The 20,254-nt window shown below is 72.1% G+C and carries 22 protein-coding genes and 1 tRNA gene; 11 read left to right on the forward strand and 12 right to left on the reverse strand.

Translation table 11 applies throughout. The features are described from left to right. Positions 1 to 5 precede the first annotated feature (5 nt). Positions 6 to 695, reverse strand: a complete 690-nt coding sequence (locus ABZ444_RS21855; RefSeq protein WP_357999673.1) for a TetR/AcrR family transcriptional regulator C-terminal domain-containing protein — start codon at positions 693 to 695, stop codon at positions 6 to 8. Positions 696 to 737: 42 nt separating this feature from the next. On the opposite strand from ABZ444_RS21855, the gene ABZ444_RS21860 reads away from it, so the two are divergent. Together ABZ444_RS21860 and ABZ444_RS21865 are read left to right on the forward strand one after the other, a co-directional pair. Further along, positions 738 to 2,093, forward strand: coding sequence for a DHA2 family efflux MFS transporter permease subunit (locus tag ABZ444_RS21860; RefSeq protein WP_357999676.1), 1,356 nt, complete (start codon positions 738 to 740; stop codon positions 2,091 to 2,093). Next, on the forward strand, positions 2,063 to 2,557 hold the full coding sequence (locus ABZ444_RS21865) for a DUF523 domain-containing protein (protein WP_357999679.1): 495 nt from the start codon (positions 2,063 to 2,065) through the stop codon (positions 2,555 to 2,557). The genes ABZ444_RS21860 and ABZ444_RS21865 overlap by 31 nt, the downstream gene beginning before the upstream one ends. Here ABZ444_RS21865 and ABZ444_RS21870 read toward each other — a convergent pair. Together ABZ444_RS21870 and ABZ444_RS21875 are read right to left on the reverse strand one after the other, a co-directional pair. Beyond that, positions 2,533 to 2,913 carry a hypothetical protein gene (locus ABZ444_RS21870; protein WP_357999681.1) on the reverse strand — a complete coding sequence of 127 codons (381 nt, stop codon included), beginning with the start codon at positions 2,911 to 2,913 and terminating at the stop codon, positions 2,533 to 2,535. The genes ABZ444_RS21865 and ABZ444_RS21870 overlap by 25 nt on opposite strands. 41 nt (positions 2,914 to 2,954) lie before the next feature. Then, a complete protein-coding gene (locus tag ABZ444_RS21875) occupies positions 2,955 to 3,554 on the reverse strand; it encodes a TetR/AcrR family transcriptional regulator (RefSeq protein ID WP_357999684.1) in 600 nt (199 codons plus the stop codon). 139 nt (positions 3,555 to 3,693) lie between these two features. Here ABZ444_RS21875 and ABZ444_RS21880 point away from each other — a divergent pair, with 139 nt between their 5' ends. The 4 genes from ABZ444_RS21880 to ABZ444_RS21895 all read left to right on the forward strand — a co-directional run bounded on the left by ABZ444_RS21880 (position 3,694) and on the right by ABZ444_RS21895 (position 7,804). Beyond that, positions 3,694 to 5,064, forward strand: coding sequence for a Dyp-type peroxidase (locus tag ABZ444_RS21880; RefSeq protein WP_357999687.1), 1,371 nt, complete (start codon positions 3,694 to 3,696; stop codon positions 5,062 to 5,064). Between the two features lie 88 nt (positions 5,065 to 5,152). Continuing rightward, positions 5,153 to 6,949: a Na+/H+ antiporter NhaA gene (gene nhaA, locus ABZ444_RS21885; RefSeq protein ID WP_357999690.1), complete on the forward strand. Its 1,797-nt coding sequence runs from the start codon at positions 5,153 to 5,155 to the stop codon at positions 6,947 to 6,949. A 36-nt stretch (positions 6,950 to 6,985) separates the two neighbouring features. Then, the gene (locus ABZ444_RS21890; RefSeq protein ID WP_357999693.1) at positions 6,986 to 7,450 is read left to right on the forward strand and encodes a hypothetical protein; all 465 of its coding nucleotides are present in this window, start codon (positions 6,986 to 6,988) and stop codon (positions 7,448 to 7,450) included. A gap of 84 nt (positions 7,451 to 7,534) precedes the next feature. Beyond that, a complete protein-coding gene (locus ABZ444_RS21895) occupies positions 7,535 to 7,804 on the forward strand; it encodes a hypothetical protein (protein WP_357999696.1) in 270 nt (89 codons plus the stop codon). A gap of 21 nt (positions 7,805 to 7,825) precedes the next feature. On the opposite strand, the gene ABZ444_RS21900 is transcribed toward ABZ444_RS21895, so the two are convergent. Continuing rightward, on the reverse strand, positions 7,826 to 8,281 hold the full coding sequence (locus ABZ444_RS21900; protein WP_357999699.1) for a hypothetical protein: 456 nt from the start codon (positions 8,279 to 8,281) through the stop codon (positions 7,826 to 7,828). A 46-nt stretch (positions 8,282 to 8,327) separates the two neighbouring features. Between ABZ444_RS21900 and ABZ444_RS21905 the strand changes: the two genes are divergently transcribed. The 3 genes from ABZ444_RS21905 (at position 8,328) to ABZ444_RS21915 (ending at position 11,336) form a co-directional block, all read left to right on the forward strand. Further along, entirely contained in the window at positions 8,328 to 9,299 is a 972-nt protein-coding gene (locus ABZ444_RS21905) for a YafY family protein (protein ID WP_357999702.1), read from the forward strand. Between the two features lie 124 nt (positions 9,300 to 9,423). Next, positions 9,424 to 10,710, forward strand: a complete 1,287-nt coding sequence (locus tag ABZ444_RS21910) for a PHB depolymerase family esterase (RefSeq protein WP_357999704.1) — start codon at positions 9,424 to 9,426, stop codon at positions 10,708 to 10,710. Between the two features lie 140 nt (positions 10,711 to 10,850). After that, positions 10,851 to 11,336, forward strand: coding sequence for a hemerythrin domain-containing protein (locus ABZ444_RS21915; RefSeq protein WP_357999707.1), 486 nt, complete (start codon positions 10,851 to 10,853; stop codon positions 11,334 to 11,336). A gap of 43 nt (positions 11,337 to 11,379) precedes the next feature. Here the strand turns inward: ABZ444_RS21915 and ABZ444_RS21920 are convergent. Both ABZ444_RS21920 and ABZ444_RS21925 read right to left on the reverse strand, forming a co-directional pair. Beyond that, positions 11,380 to 11,452 (reverse strand) — tRNA-Ala (locus ABZ444_RS21920). 66 nt (positions 11,453 to 11,518) lie between these two features. Beyond that, entirely contained in the window at positions 11,519 to 12,430 is a 912-nt protein-coding gene (locus ABZ444_RS21925) for a TetR/AcrR family transcriptional regulator C-terminal domain-containing protein (RefSeq protein WP_357999710.1), read from the reverse strand. A 156-nt stretch (positions 12,431 to 12,586) separates the two neighbouring features. Here ABZ444_RS21925 and ABZ444_RS21930 point away from each other — a divergent pair, with 156 nt between their 5' ends. Beyond that, on the forward strand, positions 12,587 to 13,774 hold the full coding sequence (locus tag ABZ444_RS21930) for an FAD-dependent monooxygenase (protein WP_357999713.1): 1,188 nt from the start codon (positions 12,587 to 12,589) through the stop codon (positions 13,772 to 13,774). Between the two features lie 9 nt (positions 13,775 to 13,783). Here ABZ444_RS21930 and ABZ444_RS21935 read toward each other — a convergent pair whose 3' ends face one another. The 3 genes from ABZ444_RS21935 to nadD all read right to left on the reverse strand — a co-directional run bounded on the left by ABZ444_RS21935 (position 13,784) and on the right by nadD (position 15,514). Further along, positions 13,784 to 14,413 (reverse strand): histidine phosphatase family protein, encoded by a 630-nt coding sequence (locus ABZ444_RS21935; RefSeq protein ID WP_357999716.1) that lies wholly within the window; start codon positions 14,411 to 14,413, stop codon positions 13,784 to 13,786. Continuing rightward, complete coding sequence (rsfS, locus tag ABZ444_RS21940) at positions 14,410 to 14,805, reverse strand: ribosome silencing factor (RefSeq protein ID WP_125639389.1); 396 nt, start codon at positions 14,803 to 14,805, stop codon at positions 14,410 to 14,412. The genes ABZ444_RS21935 and rsfS overlap by 4 nt, the downstream gene beginning before the upstream one ends. Positions 14,806 to 14,896: 91 nt before the next feature. Continuing rightward, positions 14,897 to 15,514, reverse strand: a complete 618-nt coding sequence (gene nadD / locus ABZ444_RS21945) for a nicotinate-nucleotide adenylyltransferase (protein WP_357999719.1) — start codon at positions 15,512 to 15,514, stop codon at positions 14,897 to 14,899. Positions 15,515 to 15,610: 96 nt separating this feature from the next. On the opposite strand from nadD, the gene ABZ444_RS21950 reads away from it, so the two are divergent. Continuing rightward, a complete protein-coding gene (locus ABZ444_RS21950) occupies positions 15,611 to 16,633 on the forward strand; it encodes a M48 family metallopeptidase (protein WP_357984669.1) in 1,023 nt (340 codons plus the stop codon). A 21-nt stretch (positions 16,634 to 16,654) separates the two neighbouring features. On the opposite strand, the gene ABZ444_RS21955 is transcribed toward ABZ444_RS21950, so the two are convergent. From ABZ444_RS21955 to ABZ444_RS21965, 3 genes are all read right to left on the reverse strand, one after another. Then, positions 16,655 to 18,643: a protein kinase gene (locus ABZ444_RS21955; protein ID WP_357999722.1), complete on the reverse strand. Its 1,989-nt coding sequence runs from the start codon at positions 18,641 to 18,643 to the stop codon at positions 16,655 to 16,657. A gap of 91 nt (positions 18,644 to 18,734) precedes the next feature. After that, positions 18,735 to 18,911: a hypothetical protein gene (locus ABZ444_RS21960; RefSeq protein ID WP_357984663.1), complete on the reverse strand. Its 177-nt coding sequence runs from the start codon at positions 18,909 to 18,911 to the stop codon at positions 18,735 to 18,737. Positions 18,912 to 18,961: 50 nt separating this feature from the next. Continuing rightward, positions 18,962 to 20,245 (reverse strand): glutamate-5-semialdehyde dehydrogenase, encoded by a 1,284-nt coding sequence (locus ABZ444_RS21965; RefSeq protein ID WP_357999725.1) that lies wholly within the window; start codon positions 20,243 to 20,245, stop codon positions 18,962 to 18,964. Positions 20,246 to 20,254 lie beyond the last annotated feature (9 nt).

The following is a 20,254-nucleotide window of genomic DNA, read 5'->3' on the forward strand; positions in this document are numbered from 1 at the left end:
ACAGGTTAGCGCCCGTGCAGGTCGCCCTCGATTCCGTCCAGCACCCATGACAGGCCGCGCCGGAAATTGTCGTCGGCCCCGGCCACACCCTGCTCGATCATCGGCGCCAGCCTGGGGAACTCGCCGCCCTCGATCAGCTCCCTGATGTACGGCTCGGCCACGGCCGCCCGCTCGGCCTCGTTGACGCCGCCCTCCCGGGGCTGCCCCCGCTCCAGCGCCTCCCTGACCACGAACCCCGTCATGTAGTCGTTGAACGCCGCCAGATAGCGCCAGGCCCGCAGCCGGTCGACCCCGAGCCCGTCGAAGGCCGACAACTTCTGCTCGACGTGCCGCAGCCCGTTGGGCCCGACGGCGACGCGCTGCGAGATCAGCTCGACCCGCCAGGGGTGGCGGCGCACGACCTCGCGCTCGCGTCCGGCCAGCAGCAGCAGCGCCGCCCGCCAGTCTTCCGGCAGCGGCTCCTCGACCAGCACCTCGGCCGCGATCTCGTCGGCCATCAGGGCGAGCAGGTCCTCCTTGCGCTCGATGTAGGAGTACAGCGTCATCGTGCGCGCGCCCAGCTCGGCGGCGACCCGGCGGATCGACACCGCGCCCAGCCCCTCGGCGTCGGCGATCGCCACCGCCGCGGCCACGACCGCCTCCCTGGTCAGCGCCGGGCGGCGAGGTGGCTCCGGACGCGACCAGACGGAACTCATGCGTCCGATGCTACACCGTACGAAACTGATACGCTGTACGACATGCGATACGCCGTACGAAACTCCTTCCGAACGACCGGCCTGGTCGTCCTGCTCGGCGTGGTCATGACGATGCTCGACACCACGATCGTCAACGTCGCCCTCGGCACCCTGTCGCGCGACTTCGGCGCGGCCCCGGCCACCATGCAGTGGGTGGTCACCGGCTACCTGCTGGCCCTGGCGATGACCGTGCCGGTCACCGGCTGGGCGGTCGGCCGCTTCGGCGCGCGCCGGGTGTGGCTGCTCTCGCTCGTGCTGTTCGCCGCCGGGTCCGCGCTCGGCGCCGCCGCCTGGTCGGTCGGCAGCCTGATCGCCTTCCGCGTCCTTCAGGGGCTGGGCGGGGGCCTGCTGCTGCCGGTGGGCCAGACCATGCTGGCCCAGGCCGCCGGACGGGAGCGCATGGGCCGCGCGATGGCGATGATCTCGGTGCCGGCGATGCTGGCGCCCGTCCTCGGGCCGGTGCTCGGCGGGGCGCTCGTGGAGGGGCTCGGCTGGCGCTGGATGTTCCTGGTGAACCTGCCGGTCGGGGCGGCGGCGCTGGTGGCGGCGCTGGCGCTGGTGCCGCGCGAGCCGGGCGCGGACCGGCGGCGGCTCGACGTGGCCGGTCTCGCGCTGCTCTCCCCCGGCCTCGCGGCGCTCGTCCACGGGCTGGCCGAGGTGGGCGGGGGTGCCTCACCGCTGCATCCCGCGTTGTGGGGCGGCCTCGCGCTGGTGGCCGCGTTCGCGGTGCGGGCCTGGCGGCGGCCGGGCGGGCTGGTGGACCTGCGGCTGTTCGGCGACCGCCGGTTCGCCTGCGCGGTGGTCGCGATGGCGTGCTACTCGGCGGCGATGTTCGGCGTCACCGTGCTCGTCCCGCTCTACAGCCAGCTCGCCGAGGGCGGCGGCGCGCTGGACGCCGGGCTGCTGCTGGCCCCGATGGGCGTCGGCGCGGCGCTCACCATGCCGCTGGCGGGCCGGCTCACCGACAGCAGGGGGCCGCGCGGCGTCGGCGCGGCGGGGGTGGTGGTCGCCGTGCTGGGGATCGCGGCGTTCGCGCTCTTCGGCGGGTTCGTGCCGGTGTTCGTGCTGGGCCTGGGGCACGGGCTGGTGTCGACGTCGGTGATGGCGGCGGCGTTCACCACCCTCGACCGCGCCGCCCTGCCCGCCGCGACCACGCTGAGCACGATCGCGGTACGCCTGGCCGCGCCGTTCGGCGTCGCGCTGCTGACCGTGCTGGCGCAGACGTTCACCAGGGCGGGGGTGGAGCGGCCGTTCGCGTACGCGTTCGGCTGCGCGGTCGTCCTGGCCGCCGTCTCGCTGGTGCCGATCGCGCTCATAGGATCGGGGACGTGCAGAGAATCCTCGTCAGCGCCTGCCTGATGGGCCGCCGGGTCCGCTACGACGGCGGCGCGAAGACCAGCGCCGACGCCCTGCTCGCGGGCTGGCGGGCGGAGGGCCGGCTGGTGGTCTTCTGCCCCGAGGTGACGGGCGGGCTGCCCGTTCCGCGCCCGGCGGCCGAGATCGAGGGCGGCGCGGGCGGGGCGGCGGTGCTCTCCGGCGACGCGCGCGTGCTGGCGAGCGACGGCTCCGACGTGACGGCCGAGTTCGTGGCCGGGGCGCGGGCCGCGCTGGCGGCCGCCCGCTCGGCCGGGGTCCGGCTGGCCGTGCTCAAGGAGGGCAGCCCCTCGTGCGGGGCGCTGGCGATTCACGACGGCACGTTCGGCGGACGGCGGGTGCCCGGCCAGGGGGTGACCACCGCCCTGCTCGAAGCGCACGGCGTCCGCGTGTTCACCGAGGACCAGCTGCCCGAGGCGGCCGATCACCTGCGCGACCTGGAGGCGTAGAAGGCCCCGGCCAGACCGGCGGCCAGCAGCACCGCCATCGTGTCGTGGAACCAGGTGCTCAGGGCCGTGGCCGCCGCCGGGTGCAGGGCCAGCGCCAGGATGCCGATCAGCACACCACCCAGGGCCCCCGCGTGGGTGTAGACCAGGCCGTCCCAGGCCCACCGGCGGCGGGTCAGCGCGCCGTGGCCGCCGGCGAGCAGGCCCAGGGCGCACAACGTCTCCACCACCACCGCGGGCGGCACGACCGGCTGGGACAGCGGGCCGACCGTGATGCCCGAGTGCAGCAGCGCGGACCCGGCGAAGATCAGCGCGTAGGCCAGTGAGAGCGCGCCGAGGGCTTTGCGCAGTGCGTCCATGGGCTACACGCTCGCATCGCGGGCGTCCGGCGAAATCGTCCTCAGGGAGAAGGCCGCGGTACGCCGCCCGTCGTAGCCAGCATGCGGCGGACGATCCGGATCACCTCGTCTATGGTCACCTGGGCGTCCTCGTCGGACTCGCAGGCCGCCACCTCGCGCCCGGCCTCGCCCATCACCGTGGTCAGCAGCACCACCAGCACGTTGCCCTCCGGCGTGTCCGCCAGGCCGAGCAGCCGCTTGTTGCCGCCGATCCACTCCCAGCCGCGCTGCCTGCGCAACGTCGTGAACTCGGCGGGGCCGTCGTTCTCCAGGAACAGCCTGGCCACGTCGCGCTGCTCCCACGAGCCCTCCAGATAGGCGCGCGCGCCGGCCAGGAACCGTTCCTCGCCGGCGCCCGCGGTGGCCTTGGCCGCGCGGGAGGTGCGTTCCTCCTGGCCGCGCATGAACTGCTCCCACAGGGCGAGGAACAGGCCCGGCTTGCCGCCGAAATGGTGGTACAGGCTGCCGACGCTGATGCCCGACGTCTCGACGATGTCGGCGACGGTGGCCTCGGCGTACCCCTTGGCCAGGAAGACCTCGCGGGCCGCGCGCAGCAGCGTGTCGCGGGTGCCGCTGGAACGTCCCCAGCCCCGGTTCTTCATCCGGTCATTATGTACGGTCCGCCGGGTTTGATCAGGAAATCGAACTGACCTGATCAACGGAAACTTTCTCGCATTCCCGGGAGTCGTACAGATGCAGGGGGCCCGATTCATTTCGAAACGGGGAAAGGATTCGGCGACAATGGCTGTCGACCTGAACAACGCACAACCTCTGGCCTGGGATTCGGCCACGCTCGACGCGGACACCAAGGAGATGCTGGACAATCTCCAGCCCAACATTCTCCGCGCGCACGTGCGCGAGCACCTGTCCGTGCTGTTCGTCAGGTTCAACGACGTCGCCGCGGGAAAGGCGTTCCTGCGGCACATCGCCGTCACCAAGATGAAGTCGGCGCGCCGGCACCTGGAGGAGGTGCGCGAGTTCGGCGCGAACGGCCGGCGCGGCACACCGTACGTCGGCATCGGCATCAGCAAGGCCGGCTACCGCGACCTCGGCCACTCGGTCGAGGACGTGCGCAAGTTCGGCGACAAGGCGTTCCGCGACGGCATGAAGCGGCGCGGCGCCGAGCTGGACGACCCGCCGGTGACGGAGTGGGAGCCCGCCTACCAGCGGGAGATCCACGCCGTCATCCTCATCGGCGACGCCCGCCAGGACCGGGTCGAGGAGCTGCGCGAGGAGATCCTGGGCGAGCTGCCCGCCAGCGCGCGGCTGCTCGGCGAGGAGACCGGCCAGGGCATGCGCAACCCCGCCGGCGACGGCATCGAGCACTTCGGGTACGTGGACGGCCGCAGCCAGCCGCTGTTCGTGCAGGACGAGGTGGACAAGGAGCCGAAGGAGCACTGGGACCCCGCCTTCCCGCTCTCCAACATCCTGGTCGCCGACCCCTTCGCGCCGCACCCGAAGCGGCATTTCGGCAGCTACCTGATCTTCAGGAAGCTGGAGCAGAACGTACGGGCGTTCAAGGAGATCGAGCAGGACCTGGCCGACGCCCTCGGCCTGCTCGGCGCCGACCGCGACCGCGCGGGCGCCATGCTCGTCGGCCGCTTCAAGGACGGCACCCCCGTCACGCTCAAGCAGAAGCCGGGCGGGGGCCCGGTGTCCAACGACTTCACCTTCGACGACGACCCGGGCTCGAAGTGCCCCTTCAGCGGGCACATCAGGAAGACGAACCCGCGATCGTTCGGCCGTGAGGTCCTCATGGCCCGCCGGGGCCAGACCTACGGCGACCGCACCGACGACCCCTGGGACGACTCCCCGCCCGGCACCCGCCCGAGCGGCGAGGTCGGCCTGCTGTTCATGGCGTTCAACAGCAGCCTGCTCGCCCAGTTCGAGTTCACGCAGCAGAGCTGGGCGAACAACGAGGACTTCCAGAACCCGGCGACCGGGCACGACCCGCTCATCGGGCAGGGAGCCCGCGACGTCAAGGTGAGCTGGCCGAAGGTGTGGGGCCGGGCCGAGCCGTCGGCCCCGCAGGCCCAGGTCGCCCAGACGATCACGATGAAGGGCGGCGAGTACTTCTTCGCGCCGTCCCTGGCCTATCTCCGCAACCTGTGACACCCGGGCCCGGCGGGGAACACCCCCGCCGGGCCCGGCCGCCGCCGGGGCGGGTTCTAAGATCGGATCTCCGGGGGGAGATCTGACGATGTTGCGGGCGTTCTTCAAGACCGAGGCGGGCAGCACGAGCGTGCTGCTCGTGGCCACCGCCCTGGCCATGGTCTGGGCCAACTCGCCGTGGGCCGAGACCTACGAGTCGTTCTGGCACCTGCCCATGGGCATCTCGTTCGGCGACGCGGTGTTCTCCCTCGATCTGCGCCACTGGGTCAACGACGGCCTCATGAGCGTGTTCTTCTTCCTGATCGGCCTGGAGGTCTCCTACGAGGTGCGCCTCGGGCAGCTCAGGGACCGGCGGCTGATCGCCGTCCCGGCCGTGGCCGCCCTCGGCGGCATGCTCGTGCCCGCCGCCGTCTACCTCGCGCTCAACCTCGGCGGCCCCGGCGCGGGCGGGTGGGGCGTGCCGATCGCCACCGACACCGCGTTCGTGCTGGGCGTGCTGGCCGTGGTCGGCGCGCGCTGTCCAGACCCGCTGCGGGCGTTCCTGCTGACGCTGGCCATCGTGGACGACGTGCTGGCCATCATGATCATCGCGATCTTCTACACGGCCGGCCTCCAGCTCACCGCGCTCGTCGTGGCCGTCGTGCTGCTGGCCGCGATCGTGCTGCTGCGCTGGCTGAAGATCTGGCGGGCGCCGGCCTACATCGCGCTCGGGTTCGGGTTGTGGGTCGCGACGCTGGAGAGCGGCATCCATCCGACGCTCGTGGGCATCGCCCTCGGCGTCCTCGTGTTCGTCTACGCCCCCAGCGACCAGAAGCTGCTGCTGGCGGGCGAGGCCGTCCAGGAGTTCACCACCGAGCCGAGCGCGCGGGCGGCCAGGGAGGCCTCGCGGCGCGTGCAGCGTGCCGTCTCGGTCAACGAACGGCTCCAGCTCCGCCTGCATCCCTGGAGCAGCTACGTGATCGTGCCGGTGTTCGCGCTGGCCAACGCCGGGGTGCGGCTCGACGGCGAGACCCTGCGGGCGGCGCTGACCTCGCCGATCTCACTCGGCATCGCGCTGGGGCTGCTGCTCGGGAAGTTCGCCGGGATCTCGCTCGGCACGTGGCTGCCGCTGCGCTTCGGCTGGGGCATCCTGCCGGGGAACCTGGTGTGGGGGCAGTTGCTGGGCGGCGCGGCGGTGTCCGGCATCGGGTTCACGGTGGCGCTGTTCATCGTCGACCTGGCCTTCGACGACCCGGCGGTCCAGAGCCAGGCCAAGATCGGCATCCTGGCCGGGTCGTTGTTGTCCGCCGCGCTGGGCTGGGTGGTCTTCCGGCTGGCCTGGGACCGGGGCGGCGTCTGCGCGCCGCCCGAGGCCGAGCCCGACGAGGAGCTGCCCGACGTGCTGTCCGTGCCGGTCGGCCCCGACGATCACGTACGGGGTCCGGCGACCGCGAAGGTGACCATCGTCGAGTACGGCGACTTCGAGTGCCCCTACTGCGGCCGCCTCCACCCGGTGCTGGAGGAGATCCTGCGCCGGAACCCCGACGTCCGGCTGGTCTTCCGGCACTTCCCGATCCGGACGCTGCACCCCCGGGCCGCGTCCGCCGCCATCGTCTCCGAGGCCGCCGCCGACCACGGCCGGTTCTGGGAGATGCACGACATCCTCTACGACAACCAGCGTTTCCTCACCGACGCCGACCTCGAACACTACGCCGCCGAACTCGACGTCGACCCCTGGGCGGACGTGGCCGGGCAGGCCTCCCGCATCGCGCTCGACGAGGCGTCGGGCAGGGAGAGCGGCGTACGCGGCACCCCCACCCTGTTCCTGAACGGCCGCCGGCACAAGGGCGGTCTCGACCTGCAGTCGATCAGCCGTGCGGTGGAAGAACTGCGCGGATCCCCGTAACGTCGCCCGAGTCCCCCTTCTGGCTGGAGTCGCCCCATGAGTTTCCTCAACATGCTCACGAACCTGCTCCCCACCCTCGTGACCGCCCTGCTGCTGGTCGTGGGCATCGTCCTGATCGGGATGAACAGACGGCACGTGGGCCGCGCGGCCACCCTTGGCATGTCGGGCTGCGGGCTGCTGCTGATCGGCACCCTGATCAACCTCGTGCTGGCCATCCTGACCCAGACGCTGATCGAGTCGTACGGCTCCAGCATGCTGGCCGCCCTGCCGTTCGCGTACCTCATCTCCTCGCTCTTCCGCCTGGCCGGCATCGGGCTGCTGATCTGGGCCGTCGTCGCGCGCCGCGCCACCCCCCAGCAGGAGCGGCCGCAGGGCCCCGGCTGGCAGCAGCCCCCGCAGCCGTACCACCAGCCCTACCAGCAGCCCGGCCCCCAGGGTGGCCCCCAGGGTGGTTGGCAGCCGCCGCAGCCGCCGCACGGGGGCGATCAGAGCGGTTACTGAGCCTTCCGACGTCTGGACCGCGTTTCACCGGCAAGTATGACAATGTCGATGAAACCCACCTCCAGAGCCGCGTCTGAGGGGATCATGAAGCGAGAGCCGCAGGAGCCGGACCCGAACCAGACCGTTCGACATCGCGTCCCGCATCCGGAACACCCCCCGCAGGGTCCCCCGGAGGCGCCGTACACGCAGAGCCTGCCCTACACCCCCGACATGCTCCCCGACGTCCCCCTGTACGAGACCACGCCGCCCCCGAAGTCGGCCTGGCGGTGGGTGGTCCTGGTGGGCGGGCTCCTGCTGCTGGTCGCGGTGCTGGCCGTGGCCACGGTCCTGTGGGTGCGCGGCCAGGCGTCCTGAGGCCCGGACCAAGCCCCTCGCTCAGGACGCCCGGGTGAAGTCCATCGTCCAGTTGGTCTCCCAGGTCTGGCCGTCGTCCGCCGAGAAGGCCTGCTCCCACCTGGCCCGCTGCGCGTCGACGACGGTCCAGACGAACCGGCAGCGCACCGGCCGGCCCTCGTGGGTCTCCTCGCCGTGGAACTCGCCCCGCTTCCCGGTGAATCCGCCCACCATGGGCCGGGTGTCCAGTGTGCCGCTCGCGCTGCTGCCCCAGTAGATCGACCACTGCCGCGTCCCGGGGTTGTAGACGCGTACGGTCAGCCCGTGCCGGCCCTTGGTGGGGAAGGCGATCTCGTCGAAGCTGGCCGCCCCGTCGAAGTGCCGGGTCGCGACCGAACGGCCGGGGAACTCGTCCCATTCGTCGCTGCCGGTCAGCGGCTTGAGGAGCCGGCGGTTCACGACGTCCCAGGTGCCGGCGAGGAAATCGAAGTCGTTCATGCGGGCGACCGTACGGCCGGGTCACTGACATGTAGTGTCAGTGTCCGTGCGCGCCTCCCGCCTGGTCTCGATCCTGCTGCTGTTGCAGACGCGCGGCCGCATGACGGCCCACGACCTCGCCGAGCGCCTGGAGGTCTCCGTCCGCACCATCTACCGCGACATGGAGTCCCTGCACTCCGCCGGCATCCCGCTCTACGGCGACGCCGGGCCCAACGGCGGCTACCAGCTCCTCGCCGGCTACCGCACCCGGCTCACCGGGCTGACCACCGACGAGGCCGAGTCGTTGTTCCTGGCCGGGCTGCCGGGGCCGGCGGCCGAGCTGGGCCTCGGCGCGGTGGTGACCGCCGCCCAGCTCAAGCTGATGGCCGCGCTCCCCGTCGAGCTGCGCGACCGCGCGGGCCGCATCCAGGAGCGGTTCCATCTCGACGCGCCCTCCTGGTACCGGGACGCCGAGCCGGTCACGTACCTGCCGGCCGTGGCCGACGCCGTGTGGAACGAGCGTCCCGTCCAGGTCACCTACCGGCGGTGGAAGGCACCGCAGGAGGTGGAACGGCGGCTTGAGCCGTACGGGCTGGTGGTCAAGGCGGGCCGCTGGTACCTGGTGGCGCGCTGCGGCGAGCACGTCCGCACCTACCGCGTCTCCCACATCCTCGACCTGCACGCGCTCCCGGAGACCTTCGCCAGGCCGGAGGGCTTCTCCCTGACGGCGTACTGGCAGGGTTACCTGGCCGAGTTCGAGGCCAGGCTGCGGCGCGGCGAGGCGGTGGTGCGACTGTCGCCGCGCGGCCTGGAACGCCTGCCCGACCTCATGACGCCCGGCGTCGCGGCGGCCGCGCGGGAGACCGCCGAGCCGCCGGACGCGGAGGGCTGGACGCGGGTCACCCTGCCGATCGAGTCGCACGACCACGCGCTCGGCGAGTTCCTGCGGCTCGGGACCGACGTCGAGGTGTTGTCGCCGCCCGCGCTGCGCGAGTCCCTGGGCGCGGCGGCGGCGGAGCTGGCCCGGCGCTACGCCTGACCCGAAAGTTTCACCCCCATTCTCCGGCCTGGCCCAGGTCAGAGCCCGGCAGACAGTCAAGCCATTGCCGGCCCGAAAGTTTCTCTTCATACTCGCAATATTTCAGGCGAACGAGAGGAACCCGATGAACCTGAGAGCTCGACTGGCAGGCGCCGTGATCGCCGTCGCCGCGCTCGTCGTCGCGGGCCTGGTCACCGCTCCCCCGGCCGCCTCGGCCCAGCTCACCGAGGTGACCGGATTCGGCGCCAATCCGACAGGTCTGCGCATGCACCTGTACGTCCCGGACGGCGTCGGAACCCGTCCGCCGCTGCTGGTCGCCGTGCACTACTGCACCGGCTCCGGCCCCGCCTTCCACTCCGGCACGGAGTTCGCCTCGCTCGCCGACCGCCACAAGTTCATCGTGATCTACCCCTCGGCGACCAGGAGCGGCTCCTGCTTCGACGTCTCCTCACCGCAGGCGCTGAGGCACGACGGCGGCAGCGACCCCGTCGGCATCGTGTCCATGGTCCGGTACGTCCAGCAGCGGTACGCCACCGACCCCGCCCGCACGTACGTGACCGGCGCCTCCTCCGGCGGCATGATGACGAACGTGCTGCTGGGCGACTATCCCGACGTGTTCCAGGCGGGAGCGGCGTTCATGGGCGTGCCGTTCGGCTGCTTCGCCACCACCGACGGGTCGAGCTGGAACAGCGCGTGCGCGAACGGCCGGCTCACCAAGACCCCGCAGCAGTGGGGTGACCTGGTACGCGCCGCCTACCCCGGCTACACCGGCCCCCGTCCGCGCATGCAGGTGTGGCACGGCACCGAGGACGCCACCCTGCGCTACCCGAACCTCCAGGAGGAGATCAAGCAGTGGACGAACGTCCACGGCCTGGCCCAGACCCCGAGCCTCACCGACCAGCCCCAGCCCGGCTGGACCAGGACCAGGTACGGCAGCACGGGGACGACCGCGCCGGTCGAGGCGGTGAGCGTCCAGGGCGTGGGGCACAGCCTGCCCACCACCGGGATGGGCGCCGCCGCCCTCGCCTTCTTCGGCATCACCGGCAGCGGCCCGAGCCCCACACCGACCCCCACGCCGACCCCGACGCCGAACCCTCCGGGCGCCTGCCGCGTCTCCTACACCACCAACGCCTGGAACACCGGCCTCACGGCCGCCGTCACGATCACCAACACCGGCGCCACGGCCCTGCCCTCATGGGCGCTGAGCTTCGCGCTGCCCGCGGGCCAGACCGTCACCTCCGCCTGGAACGCCACGATCTCCCCCACCACGGGCCAGGTCACCGCCAGGAACGTCGCCTACAACGCCACGATCGCGCCCGGCGCCTCGGCGTCGTTCGGCTTCCAGGCCACCCACACGGGCAACACCGCCCCGCCGGCCGCCTTCACCCTCGGCAACACCCCCTGCGCCTGACGTCAGGGCACGCCTCTCCAGGGGCCGGGCCTCTTCGGGGCTCGGCCCTCCGAGTTGATCCGCCGCGAAAAGCATGATCTGATCCCGAGTCAGCGTCGCAGTGCACCCGGCCAGAAGACCGCCGCGGGCATGGAGGCGCCGTGACATCGGACAAGACCATGGACGACTTCCCCGAGCCGGCCCGCCGTCTGGCGGCCTTCGGCAACCAACTGATCGACGTGCACCTGCGGCTCCGCGAAGAGCTGGCCAGGCTGCGCGACACCGCCGGCCGCGGCGGCTCCCTGCGCGACCTGCGCACCCACTGCCTGACCTTCTGCTCGGCGATCACCACCCACCACACCGGCGAGGACGCCACGGCCTTCCCGGTGCTCGCCGCCGAGTTCCCCGAACTGCGCCCCGTCCTTGATGAACTGCGCCGGGACCACGAGCAGGTGGCCGTCATCCTGCGCGACCTGGAGACGCTGGTGGCCGCCGACGCACCCGGCGGCCCGCGTGACGTGCGCACCGAGCTGGACGGCCTGTCGGCCCTGCTGGAATCGCACTTCGTCTACGAGGAGAAGCGGATCGTCGCCGCCCTCAACGCCCTGCCCGCCACGACGTGGAGCTCTCCGGCGTTCCTGGACTAGCGAGCGTTCGAGCCGACCGCTCGAACCAGGGAAACAATCTGTGTGGAGCTATGGGGATTCGAACCCCAGACCTCCTCCATGCCATGGAGGCGCGCTACCAACTGCGCCATAGCCCCTGGTCACCGCTGCGGGATCACCCGTTGCGGCGCTCCGAGAGCATATAGCCATCCGCGCCCTTTCACCTAATCGCCCGGCCGCCGTCCCCTCTGCGCCCGTGCCACCAGCACGGCGAGCCCGTCGAGCTGCCTGCGCAGCCCGAACTCGAAGACGGAGTCCAGGTCCAGATCCACCCCGGGATCCGTGACCACCCTCGCCAGGGTCGGATAGGCGCCGGAGGCGAACAACGCCGCCATCTCCCCTTCGTGCTCGCTCAACCAGTCGTCCTCGGTCACCCCGGTCTCGGTACGCGCCTGCAGCTCCGCCTCCAGGGCCACGGCGGTGCCCCGGACGAAGTTCACCAGGGACACGACGGCGTGCAGCATGGTGCCGGCGTCGAGGCCGAGCCCGTCCAGGGCGCGCAGCAGCCGTTCGGTGGACGCCATGCCGTTGGGCACGAGCTGCGGCCGGGTCAGCGAGACCGCCTGCGCCAGCCACGGATGCCGCACGTGCACCCGCCACAACTGCCGGAGCTCCAGCTCCAGCCGGGGCCGCCAGCCACGCGGCGGCTGCCCGGCGGGCGGCTCCTCGCCGTAGACCGCGTCGATCATGAGCCGGACGAGCTCGTCCTTGCCCGCCACATGCCGGTACAGGGACATGGCGGAGGCGTCGAGCTCGGCGGCCAGGCGGCGCATCGACACGGCGGCCAGCCCCTCCCGGTCGGCGACCCTGACCGCCTCGCGCACGACGCGCCGCCCGGTGAGGTCCTGCGCCGCCCGCCGCACGGGCCCCGCGACGACGGTCCCCACGCCCGGCACGGCCCGCGTGAGCCCTTCCTCGCGCAACCTGCCGAGGGCCCTGGTCGCGGTGGCCATCGCCACGCCCCACTCCCGGATGATCTGCCGGGTCGAGGGCACCTTGTCCCCCGGCGCCAGCTCGCCGGCGGCGATGCGGTCGCGCAGCTCCGCCACGATCCGCAGATACACGGGCCGATCCACGTCCACCCCCTCCGCAGCACTAGTGCACCAGGCTCGGCGCACCCGTCGGCACCTGAGGGCCGCACTAGTGCGCCGGGCGACCCTCTTGCCTGCCGGAAAACCCGAACCTACGGTACTGCGTACAACGTACATGGCGCACTACCAAGGGAGGCTCCCGTGCAGGCCGTACTCATCTCCGGCGGCGGCGTCGCCGGGCCCACGCTCGCCCACTGGCTGGCCCGCCACGGGTTCCGGCCGACCGTCGTCGAACGCGCCCCCGCCCTGCGCACCGGCGGCCAGGCCGTCGACTTCCGCGGCGCCCCGCAGCTGGAGGTCCTGAAGCGCATGGGCGTGCTGGACACGATCAGGGCGGCCCGGACCGGCATGGGCGACATCGCCATCGTCGACAGCGGCGGCAGACGGCTGGCCAGGCTGCCGTCGGAGGTGTTCAGCGGCGACGTGGAGATCCTGCGCGGCGACCTGACCCGCATCCTGAACGAGGCCGCCCCCGCCGAACGCCTCCTCGGCGACTCGATCACCTCCCTGACCGAGCGCCCCGACGGCGTGCACGTGACCTTCGAAAAGGCCGCACCCCGCACATTCGACCTGGTCGTCGGCGCGGACGGCATCCGCAGCAAGGTACGCGAGCTGGCCTTCCCCGCCACTCCTCTACGCCATCTCGGCTTCTACGGCGCTGTCTTCTCCGTCCCCGGCACGTACGGGCTGGACCACGACGGCCTGATGCACAACGTGCCGGGCCGCTGCGCCACCATCGTCAGGACGAACGGCCGGACCAGGGCGGCGCTCGACTTCGCCACGCCCCCGCTCGACGTCGGCCACCGTGACCAGGCGGCGCAGCGGGCCCTGGTGGCGCAGGCGTTCCGGGGAGTGGGCTGGCAGGTCCCGTCCCTGCTGGCGGCCATGGACAGGGCCGAGGACTTCTACTTCTGGCAGGCCGCCCAGGTCGTCCTGCCCCGGTGGTCGTCCGGCCGGGTGGCGCTGGTCGGTGACGCCGGGTACGCCCCCGGCCCCGGCGGCATGGGCACGGGGCTCGGGATGATCGGCGCGTACGTGCTGGCCGCCGAGCTGGCCGCGGCCCCCGACGACCACAGCGCCGCCTTCGACGCCTACGAGCGGCGGATGCGACCGTACGTCGAGGTGTGCCAGAAGCAGGCCGAGGGGGCCGACAAATACCTCGTGCCGGGCACGCGGGCGCGGATCCGGCTGCGGAACCAGATGATGCGCATGCTGCCCTACCTGCCGGGCAAGGGCATGGTCAAGCGGATGACGGACAAGGCCGCGAGCGCCGTCAAGCTGCCGGACCACCCCGGGCAGGGCGCTCGCCGCCCCGCGCAGCCGGCCTGAGCCGGTCGGCTACGCCTCCGCGTCAGGGCGGTCGTCGCTGCTGATGGGCTCGGGAAGGGTGCCCGCGTTGTGTTCGAGCAGCCGCCAGCCCTGACGGCCCTCCTGAAGGACCGACCAGGAGCAGTTGCCCAGCCCGCCCAGCGTCGGCCACAGCTCCTCGGGCAGGCCGAGCAGCTCGCAGATGCCGAGGCGCAGCGCCGCGCCGTGCGAGGCGACGACCAGGAGGCCGTCGTCGTCGAGCCGGGCCGCCCACTTGCGCATGGACGTGGCCACCCGGGTCGCGACCTCCGAGACGGGCTCGCCGTCGGGGGCCTCCCAGGCGATGTACTCCTCGGGCCAGCGCGCGGCGATCTCGTCGCGCGTCAGCCCCTCCCACTGGCCGCCGCCGCGTTCGCGGAAGTCCTTGTCGACGGTCACGTCGAGCCCCACGAGCCTGCCGAGCGCCAGGGCCGTGTCATGGGCGCGCTGGAGGTCGGAGGAGACGATGAGGGTGGGCCGCAGCGAGGCCAGCAGCGAGGCGGCCCTGGCCGCCTGCGCGACACCGGTCTCGTCGAGCGGGATGTCGGAGTGCCCCTGGAAGCGGTGCTCCACGTTCCACAGGGTCTGTCCGTGGCGGAGGCAGACGATCCGCCTGCTCAACTGCGGGCCCGCTGCATGTTGGCGAGCATGACGCTCTCCGGCAGGCCGATGGCCGGGCAGTCCTTCCACAGGCGCTCGAGCGCGTAGAACGTGCGGTCTTCCTCATGCTGGACGTGCACGACGATGTCGATGTAGTCGAGCAGCACCCAGCGGCCCTCGCGCTCGCCCTCGCGGCGCACGGGCTTGGCGTCGGCCTCGGTGCGCAGCCGGTCTTCGATCTCGTCGACGATGGCGCGGACCTGGCGGTCGTTCGTGGCGGAGCAGAGCAGGAAGGCGTCGGTGATGACGAGCTGCTCGCTCACGTCATAGGCGAGGATGTCATCGGCCAGCTTGTCGGCCGCGGCCTCGGCGGCGATCTGGACGAGCTGAACGGATCTGTCGGATGCGGTCACGATGCGGGTCTGTCCTCCTGTGTCGGCAGCATGCCCATATACCGAGGGTACCCTTCCAGGCCGAAACCCCTCACCCACGGCGCGGAGAGCTTCAGCCTTCCCCGTGATACAGCCCTCGTTTGTTGATGTACTGCACGATTCCGTCCGGCACCAGATACCAGATCGGCTCCCCCTTGGCCACCCGCTGACGGCACTCCGACGACGAGATGGCCAGCGCGGGGATCTCCAGCAGCGTCACCCTGCCCTCGGGCAGCCCGGGATCGTGCAACGTGTGCCCGGGACGGGTGCAGCCCACGAAGTGCGCCAGCTCGAACAGCTCGTCGGCGTCCTGCCAGCCCAGGATCGCGCCGAGCGCGTCGGCGCCGGTGATGAAGAACAGGTCCACCTGCGGGCCGTAGACGTGGGAGATGTCCCGCAGCGTGTCGATGGTGAAGGTGGGGCCGGGGCGGTCCACGTCCACCCTGCTCACGGAGAAACGGGGGTTGGAGGCCGTGGCGATGACCGTCATCAGATAGCGGTCCTCGGGCGCCGACACCTCGCGTCCGGACTTCTGGTACGGCCGCCCGGTCGGCACGAACACGACCTCGTCGAGGTTGAAGTGATGGGCGACCTCGCTTGCTGCGACCAGGTGGCCGTGGTGGATGGGATCGAAGGTCCCGCCCATCACACCCACCCGCCGCTTCCCCTGGGCCCCAGGCGCGTTCATCATGAGTCGGACCCTACGCGGGCGCGGTACCCGAACATGACGGCACCCCCCTTGGTGATGTCCGCGCATCACATCCGTTGCGGACGTAGCATGCCGGGCATGACGACCACCCCGGACCGCAACCGCGTCCAACTGCCCGGCATCTCGTCCCGAGCCTACGAACACCCCGCAGACCGGTCCGCCCTGGTCGCTCTGCGTAAGTTGAGTGGGTTCGACACGGTTCTCAAGCAGATGTCCGGTCTTGTCAGTGAGCGCCGCCTTCGCCTGATGTACCTGGCGTCGTCCGTGCGTGTCAGCGAGACCCAGTTCCGCTCCCTGTACGACATGGGACGCGACGCCGCCTACATCCTCGACCTGCACCGCATCCCGGAGATCTACGTCCAGCAGGACCCGCAGGTCCAGGCCAAGGCCATCGGCTTCGACGACCCGTTCATCGTCGTCACCACCGGCCTGCTCAACCTCATGGACGAGGAGGAGCAGCGCTTCGTCATCGGCCACGAGACCTCGCACATCCTGTCGGGTCACGCGGTCTACCGGACGATGCTCGACATCCTCACCCGCCTCGCCACGCGCGTCGCCTGGATCCCGCTCGGCTACATCGGGTTGCGCGCGATCGTCGCGGGCCTGGAGGAGTGGTATCGCAAGTCGGAGCTCTCCTCCGACCGCGGCGGCCTGCTGACCGCCCAGAACCCCGAGTCGGCCAAGCGCGCCCTGATGAAGCTCGCCGGCGGCGACTACACCCACGAGATGAACATCGAGGCGTTCCTGGCGCAGTACCAGGAGTACGACACCGCGGGCGACCTGCGCGACGGCTTCCTCAAGGTGCTCAACCTGCTCGGCACCACCCACCCGTTCGCCGTGGTGCGCGTGGCCGAGCTCGACAGGTGGCAGCGCAGCGGCGAGTACGACCGCATCATCGGCGGCGACTACCCGCGCAGGGAGGACGACGCCAACGCACGCGTCACCGACGAGATCAAGGCGGCGGCCGAGTCCTACCGCGCCTCCTGGTCCCAGTCGCAGGACCCGTTCATCGGCGTGCTGCGCGACGTTGCCGAAGGGGCGGTGAACGCGGGCGAGCGCATCTTCAACCGCTTCTCGCGCCGCGACGGCGGCCAGGGCTGACCGGCCGGCCGTCCTCGCCGCCTACAGCAGGAGGGCGATCGCGCGCACGGCGGCCGCGCACAGGGCGACGAACCCGCCCAGCACGGCCAGTGCGCGCAGCCCTTCCCTGCGCAACTCCGGCAGCTTGCCGCCGATCCGCTCGATCTCGCGCCCGGTGATACCGCCGCACAACATGCCGAACACCACCGCCGCGACCGTCACGGGCGCCGGCTGCTGCCACCAGTCGGAGTCGATCTGACCGCCACCGGTCACCCAGAGCGCACCGCCCGACGCCACCGCGACGGGCACTCCCGGCCACACCACGGCGGTCGCCGCCGCCCCGGTCAGCGCGAACGGGAACAGCAACACGCGCAGCGCGATCCGCATGCGACGCGCGCTGCGCTTCCTGACCAGCCAATGACTCATCCAGAGCGTCCTGGTCAGCACCACGAACGCCGTCGTGATGGCGATCGAGGCGATCGGCCAGATCACCGACGTCACCACGCACGGCACCGCCAGCACCGCGAGCAGCAGCAGAGCCGTGTTGCCCGCGGGCAGCGTGGTCGGCGCATCGCCCCTGAGCCTGGCCCGCCGGCCGTCCTGTGACCTGCTCCGCACCGCCGCCGTCGCCCGCGCGCGCGGGCCCGTCTTGGGGTCGGCGCCGGTCCTGGTCCGGGGCGTGGCGGCCTTGCCGTCGGTGTTCGTCCTGCTCCGCGGCGGCGGAACCGCGCCGTCGGCCCTGACCCGCGTCCCGTCGGCGCCGGTCCTGGCCCGCGTCCCCTCCGTGCCGGTGCGGGTCCGCGTCCCTTCCGTGCCGGTCCTGGCGCGGGTGCCCTCCGCTCCCGGCCTGGGGCGGGGGCCGGAGGCCGGTCCGTCGGCGCCCGTCCTGGTGCGCGATCCGGGGGCCGCGCCGTCCGTGCCCGGCCTGGGGCGCGCGCCCGAGGCCGCGCCGTCGGCCCGGTTCCTCGCGGCGGGCGGCTCGGTCCGGTTCCGCGCCGTGGGCGGTTCCGCCCGGTTCCTGGGTACGGGCGGCTTTCCGTCCACGCCGGTACGCGTGCGCGGCACCGGCGTCTTCCCGTCCGTACCCGTACGGCCGCGCGGCACGGGCGTCTTGCCCTCCGTGCCGGCCCGGCCGCGGGGCGCGGGGACCTCGGCCGCCGCGCCGTTCGCCCGGTTCCGCGCGCTCTCGCCCCTGGACGCCTCCTCGGCGGCCGCGGGCGCGTCGCCGTCGGGCCCGTTCGTGGCCTTGGCCAGCCGGGAGAGCCGGTCGGCCAGCAACGCCGCGGTGGGCCGCTTGCCCGGCTCCCGGTTGAGCGCGGCCCGTACCAGCGGCAGCAGCGCCACCGGCACGCCCTTGAGATCGGCCTGCCCGTTCAGCACCGCGTACATCTGCGCCTCGGCCGTGCCACGCCCGAACGTGGGCCGCCCGGTCGCCGCGAACGCCACCGTCGCGGCCCAGGCGTGCACGTCGGCGGGCGAGTCGACCTGCTCGTCGGCGAAGATCTCCGGCGCGGTGTAGCCGGGCGTGCCGAGGAACGTGCCCGTCATGGTGAGCCGGGTCGCGTCGAGCACCTGCGCGATGCCGAAGTCGATGAGGACCGGTCCCTCGGTGCCCATGATGATGTTGCCCGGCTTCAGGTCGCGGTGCACGACCCCGGCCGCGTGGATGATGGCCAGCGCCGCGGCGATGCTCTGCGCCATGTGCACGAGCTGGCCCAGGTCGAGCGGCCCGCTCTGGCGTACGCGCTCCAGCAGCGTGACGCCCTCGATGTGCTCCATGACCAGGTAGGGCCGGGCGCAGCTCAGGTCGGCGTCGAGCACCTTGGCCACGTAGGGGCTCTCGACCCTGCGCAGCGCGCGCACCTCGCGCTCCAGCCTGACCCGGGACGTCTCGTCCTCGGCCAGGTCGTGGAGGACCTTGAGTGCGACCTGCTCGCCACGGCGGGTGGTGGCGAGGTAGACCTCGCCCATGCCGCCTCGGCCGAGCCGCTCGACCAGGCTGTACGGCCCGACCTTGCCGAGCTTGCTCACCGTCCCTCCCCGCCCGGCGCGCCCATAAGGGACACAACCCTAGCGCTGGGACGACGGTTGACGCCCGCGGCGCGCCGGAGCCGTTGAACCTTTATCGGTGTGAACGGTCGGAGAGCATGCTGTCGAGCTCGGCCGTGGGTTCCTCGGCCAGGGCCTTGCGGCCCTTCCTGCGCCAGTTGACGTGGCCGCGGCTCTCCAGCCAGAGCAGCAGACGGTCGGCGCCGAACAGCACCGCGGCAGAGAAGACAAGGGCGACGACAATTTCCATGACACCCAGTCAACCCAGGCCGCGGGCCGTCGGTCAGCCCGACACGCCGACTAACCGCAAGCCGGTCCGGGCACCACAGTGCCTTCTGACGTGCGCAGATGCCCTTCTCCCGTGTAGATCCACTTGGTGGAGGTCAGCTCCGGCAGGCCCATCGGGCCGCGCGCGTGCAGCTTCTGCGTGGAGATGCCGATCTCCGCGCCGAACCCGAACTCGCCCCCGTCGGTGAACCTGGTCGAGGCGTTCACCGCCACGGCCGCGGAGTCCACGAGCGAGACGAAGCGGCGGGCGGCCGGCTGCGACCGGGTGACGATCGCGTCGGTGTGCCCGGAGCCGTAGCGCCGGATGTGGGCCACGGCCTCCTCCAGCGAGCCGACTACGGCGGCGGCGATGTCGAGCGACAGGTATTCGGTGGCGAAGTCGTCGTCGGTGACCGGGACGACCTCGCCGTAACCGGCGATGCGCTCGTCACCGTGGACGGTCACCCCGGCCTCGGCCAGCGCCCGCAGCGCCCTCGGCACGAACGCGTCGGCGACCCCCTCGTGGACGAGGAACGTCTCGGCCGCGTTGCACACCGACGGCCGCTGTGCCTTGGAGTTGACCAGGATCTGCACGGCCAGGTCGAGATCGGCCTCCGCGTCGACGTAGACGTGGCAGTTGCCGACGCCGGTCTCGATCACCGGGACCGTGGACTCCTCGACCACCGAGTTGATCAGCGCCGCGCCGCCGCGCGGGATCAGCACGTCGACCAGCCCGCGGGCGCGCATCAGCTCCTTGACCGACTCCCGCGTCGTACCCGGCACGAGCTGCACCGCCCCGGCGGGCACCTGCGTGCCCGCGAGCGCGTCCTGCATGATCCGTACCAGCGCGGTGTTGGACGAGTAGGCGCTCGACGAGCCTCTGAGCAGCACCGCGTTGCCGCTCTTGAGGCAGAGCGCGGCGGCGTCGACCGTGACGTTGGGACGCCCCTCGTAGATGATGCCGATCACGCCCAGCGGCACCCTGAGCTGCCGCAGCTCCAGCCCGTTGGGCAGCGTGCTGCCCCGGACGACCTCACCGACCGGGTCGGGCAGGTCGGCCACCTGCCGCACGGCCTCGGCGATGGCCTCGATCCTGGCCTCGTCGAGCCGCAGCCGGTCGACCATCGCCTCGGACGTGCCCTGGGCCCGCGCCCGCTCGACGTCCTCGGCGTTGGCCTCGACGATCTCCGCCGCGTGCGCGACCAGGGCGTCGGCGATCACCCGCAACGCCCGGTCCTTGGGCGCCCGCGGCAGCGGGGCCAGCTCGGCGGCCGCCTCTCGTGCCGCGCGTGCGACCTTCAGGAACTCCTCGGACATCGCGTGCTC

Origin of the sequence: Nonomuraea sp. NPDC005730, assembly GCF_040630865.1 — a bacterium.
Classification (GTDB): Bacteria; Actinomycetota; Actinomycetes; order Streptosporangiales; family Streptosporangiaceae; genus Nonomuraea.

Bases quoted from the DNA above. Each gene is read 5' to 3' on its own strand.
- ABZ444_RS21860 (WP_357999676.1), top strand. From the start codon at position 738: ATGCGATACGCCGTACGAAACTCCTTCCGAACGACCGGCCTGGTCGTC.
- ABZ444_RS21950 (WP_357984669.1), top strand. From the start codon at position 15,611: ATGACGACCACCCCGGACCGCAACCGCGTCCAACTGCCCGGCATCTCG.
- ABZ444_RS21870 (WP_357999681.1), bottom strand. From the start codon at position 2,913: ATGGACGCACTGCGCAAAGCCCTCGGCGCGCTCTCACTGGCCTACGCG.
- ABZ444_RS21895 (WP_357999696.1), top strand. From the start codon at position 7,535: ATGAAGCGAGAGCCGCAGGAGCCGGACCCGAACCAGACCGTTCGACAT.
- ABZ444_RS21965 (WP_357999725.1), bottom strand. From the start codon at position 20,245: ATGTCCGAGGAGTTCCTGAAGGTCGCACGCGCGGCACGAGAGGCGGCC.
- ABZ444_RS21855 (WP_357999673.1), bottom strand. From the start codon at position 695: ATGAGTTCCGTCTGGTCGCGTCCGGAGCCACCTCGCCGCCCGGCGCTG.
- nadD (WP_357999719.1), bottom strand. From the start codon at position 15,514: ATGATGAACGCGCCTGGGGCCCAGGGGAAGCGGCGGGTGGGTGTGATG.
- ABZ444_RS21880 (WP_357999687.1), top strand. From the start codon at position 3,694: ATGGCTGTCGACCTGAACAACGCACAACCTCTGGCCTGGGATTCGGCC.
- ABZ444_RS21910 (WP_357999704.1), top strand. From the start codon at position 9,424: ATGAACCTGAGAGCTCGACTGGCAGGCGCCGTGATCGCCGTCGCCGCG.
- nhaA (WP_357999690.1), top strand. From the start codon at position 5,153: ATGTTGCGGGCGTTCTTCAAGACCGAGGCGGGCAGCACGAGCGTGCTG.
- ABZ444_RS21890 (WP_357999693.1), top strand. From the start codon at position 6,986: ATGAGTTTCCTCAACATGCTCACGAACCTGCTCCCCACCCTCGTGACC.
- ABZ444_RS21900 (WP_357999699.1), bottom strand. From the start codon at position 8,281: ATGAACGACTTCGATTTCCTCGCCGGCACCTGGGACGTCGTGAACCGC.
- ABZ444_RS21875 (WP_357999684.1), bottom strand. From the start codon at position 3,554: ATGAAGAACCGGGGCTGGGGACGTTCCAGCGGCACCCGCGACACGCTG.
- ABZ444_RS21960 (WP_357984663.1), bottom strand. From the start codon at position 18,911: ATGGAAATTGTCGTCGCCCTTGTCTTCTCTGCCGCGGTGCTGTTCGGC.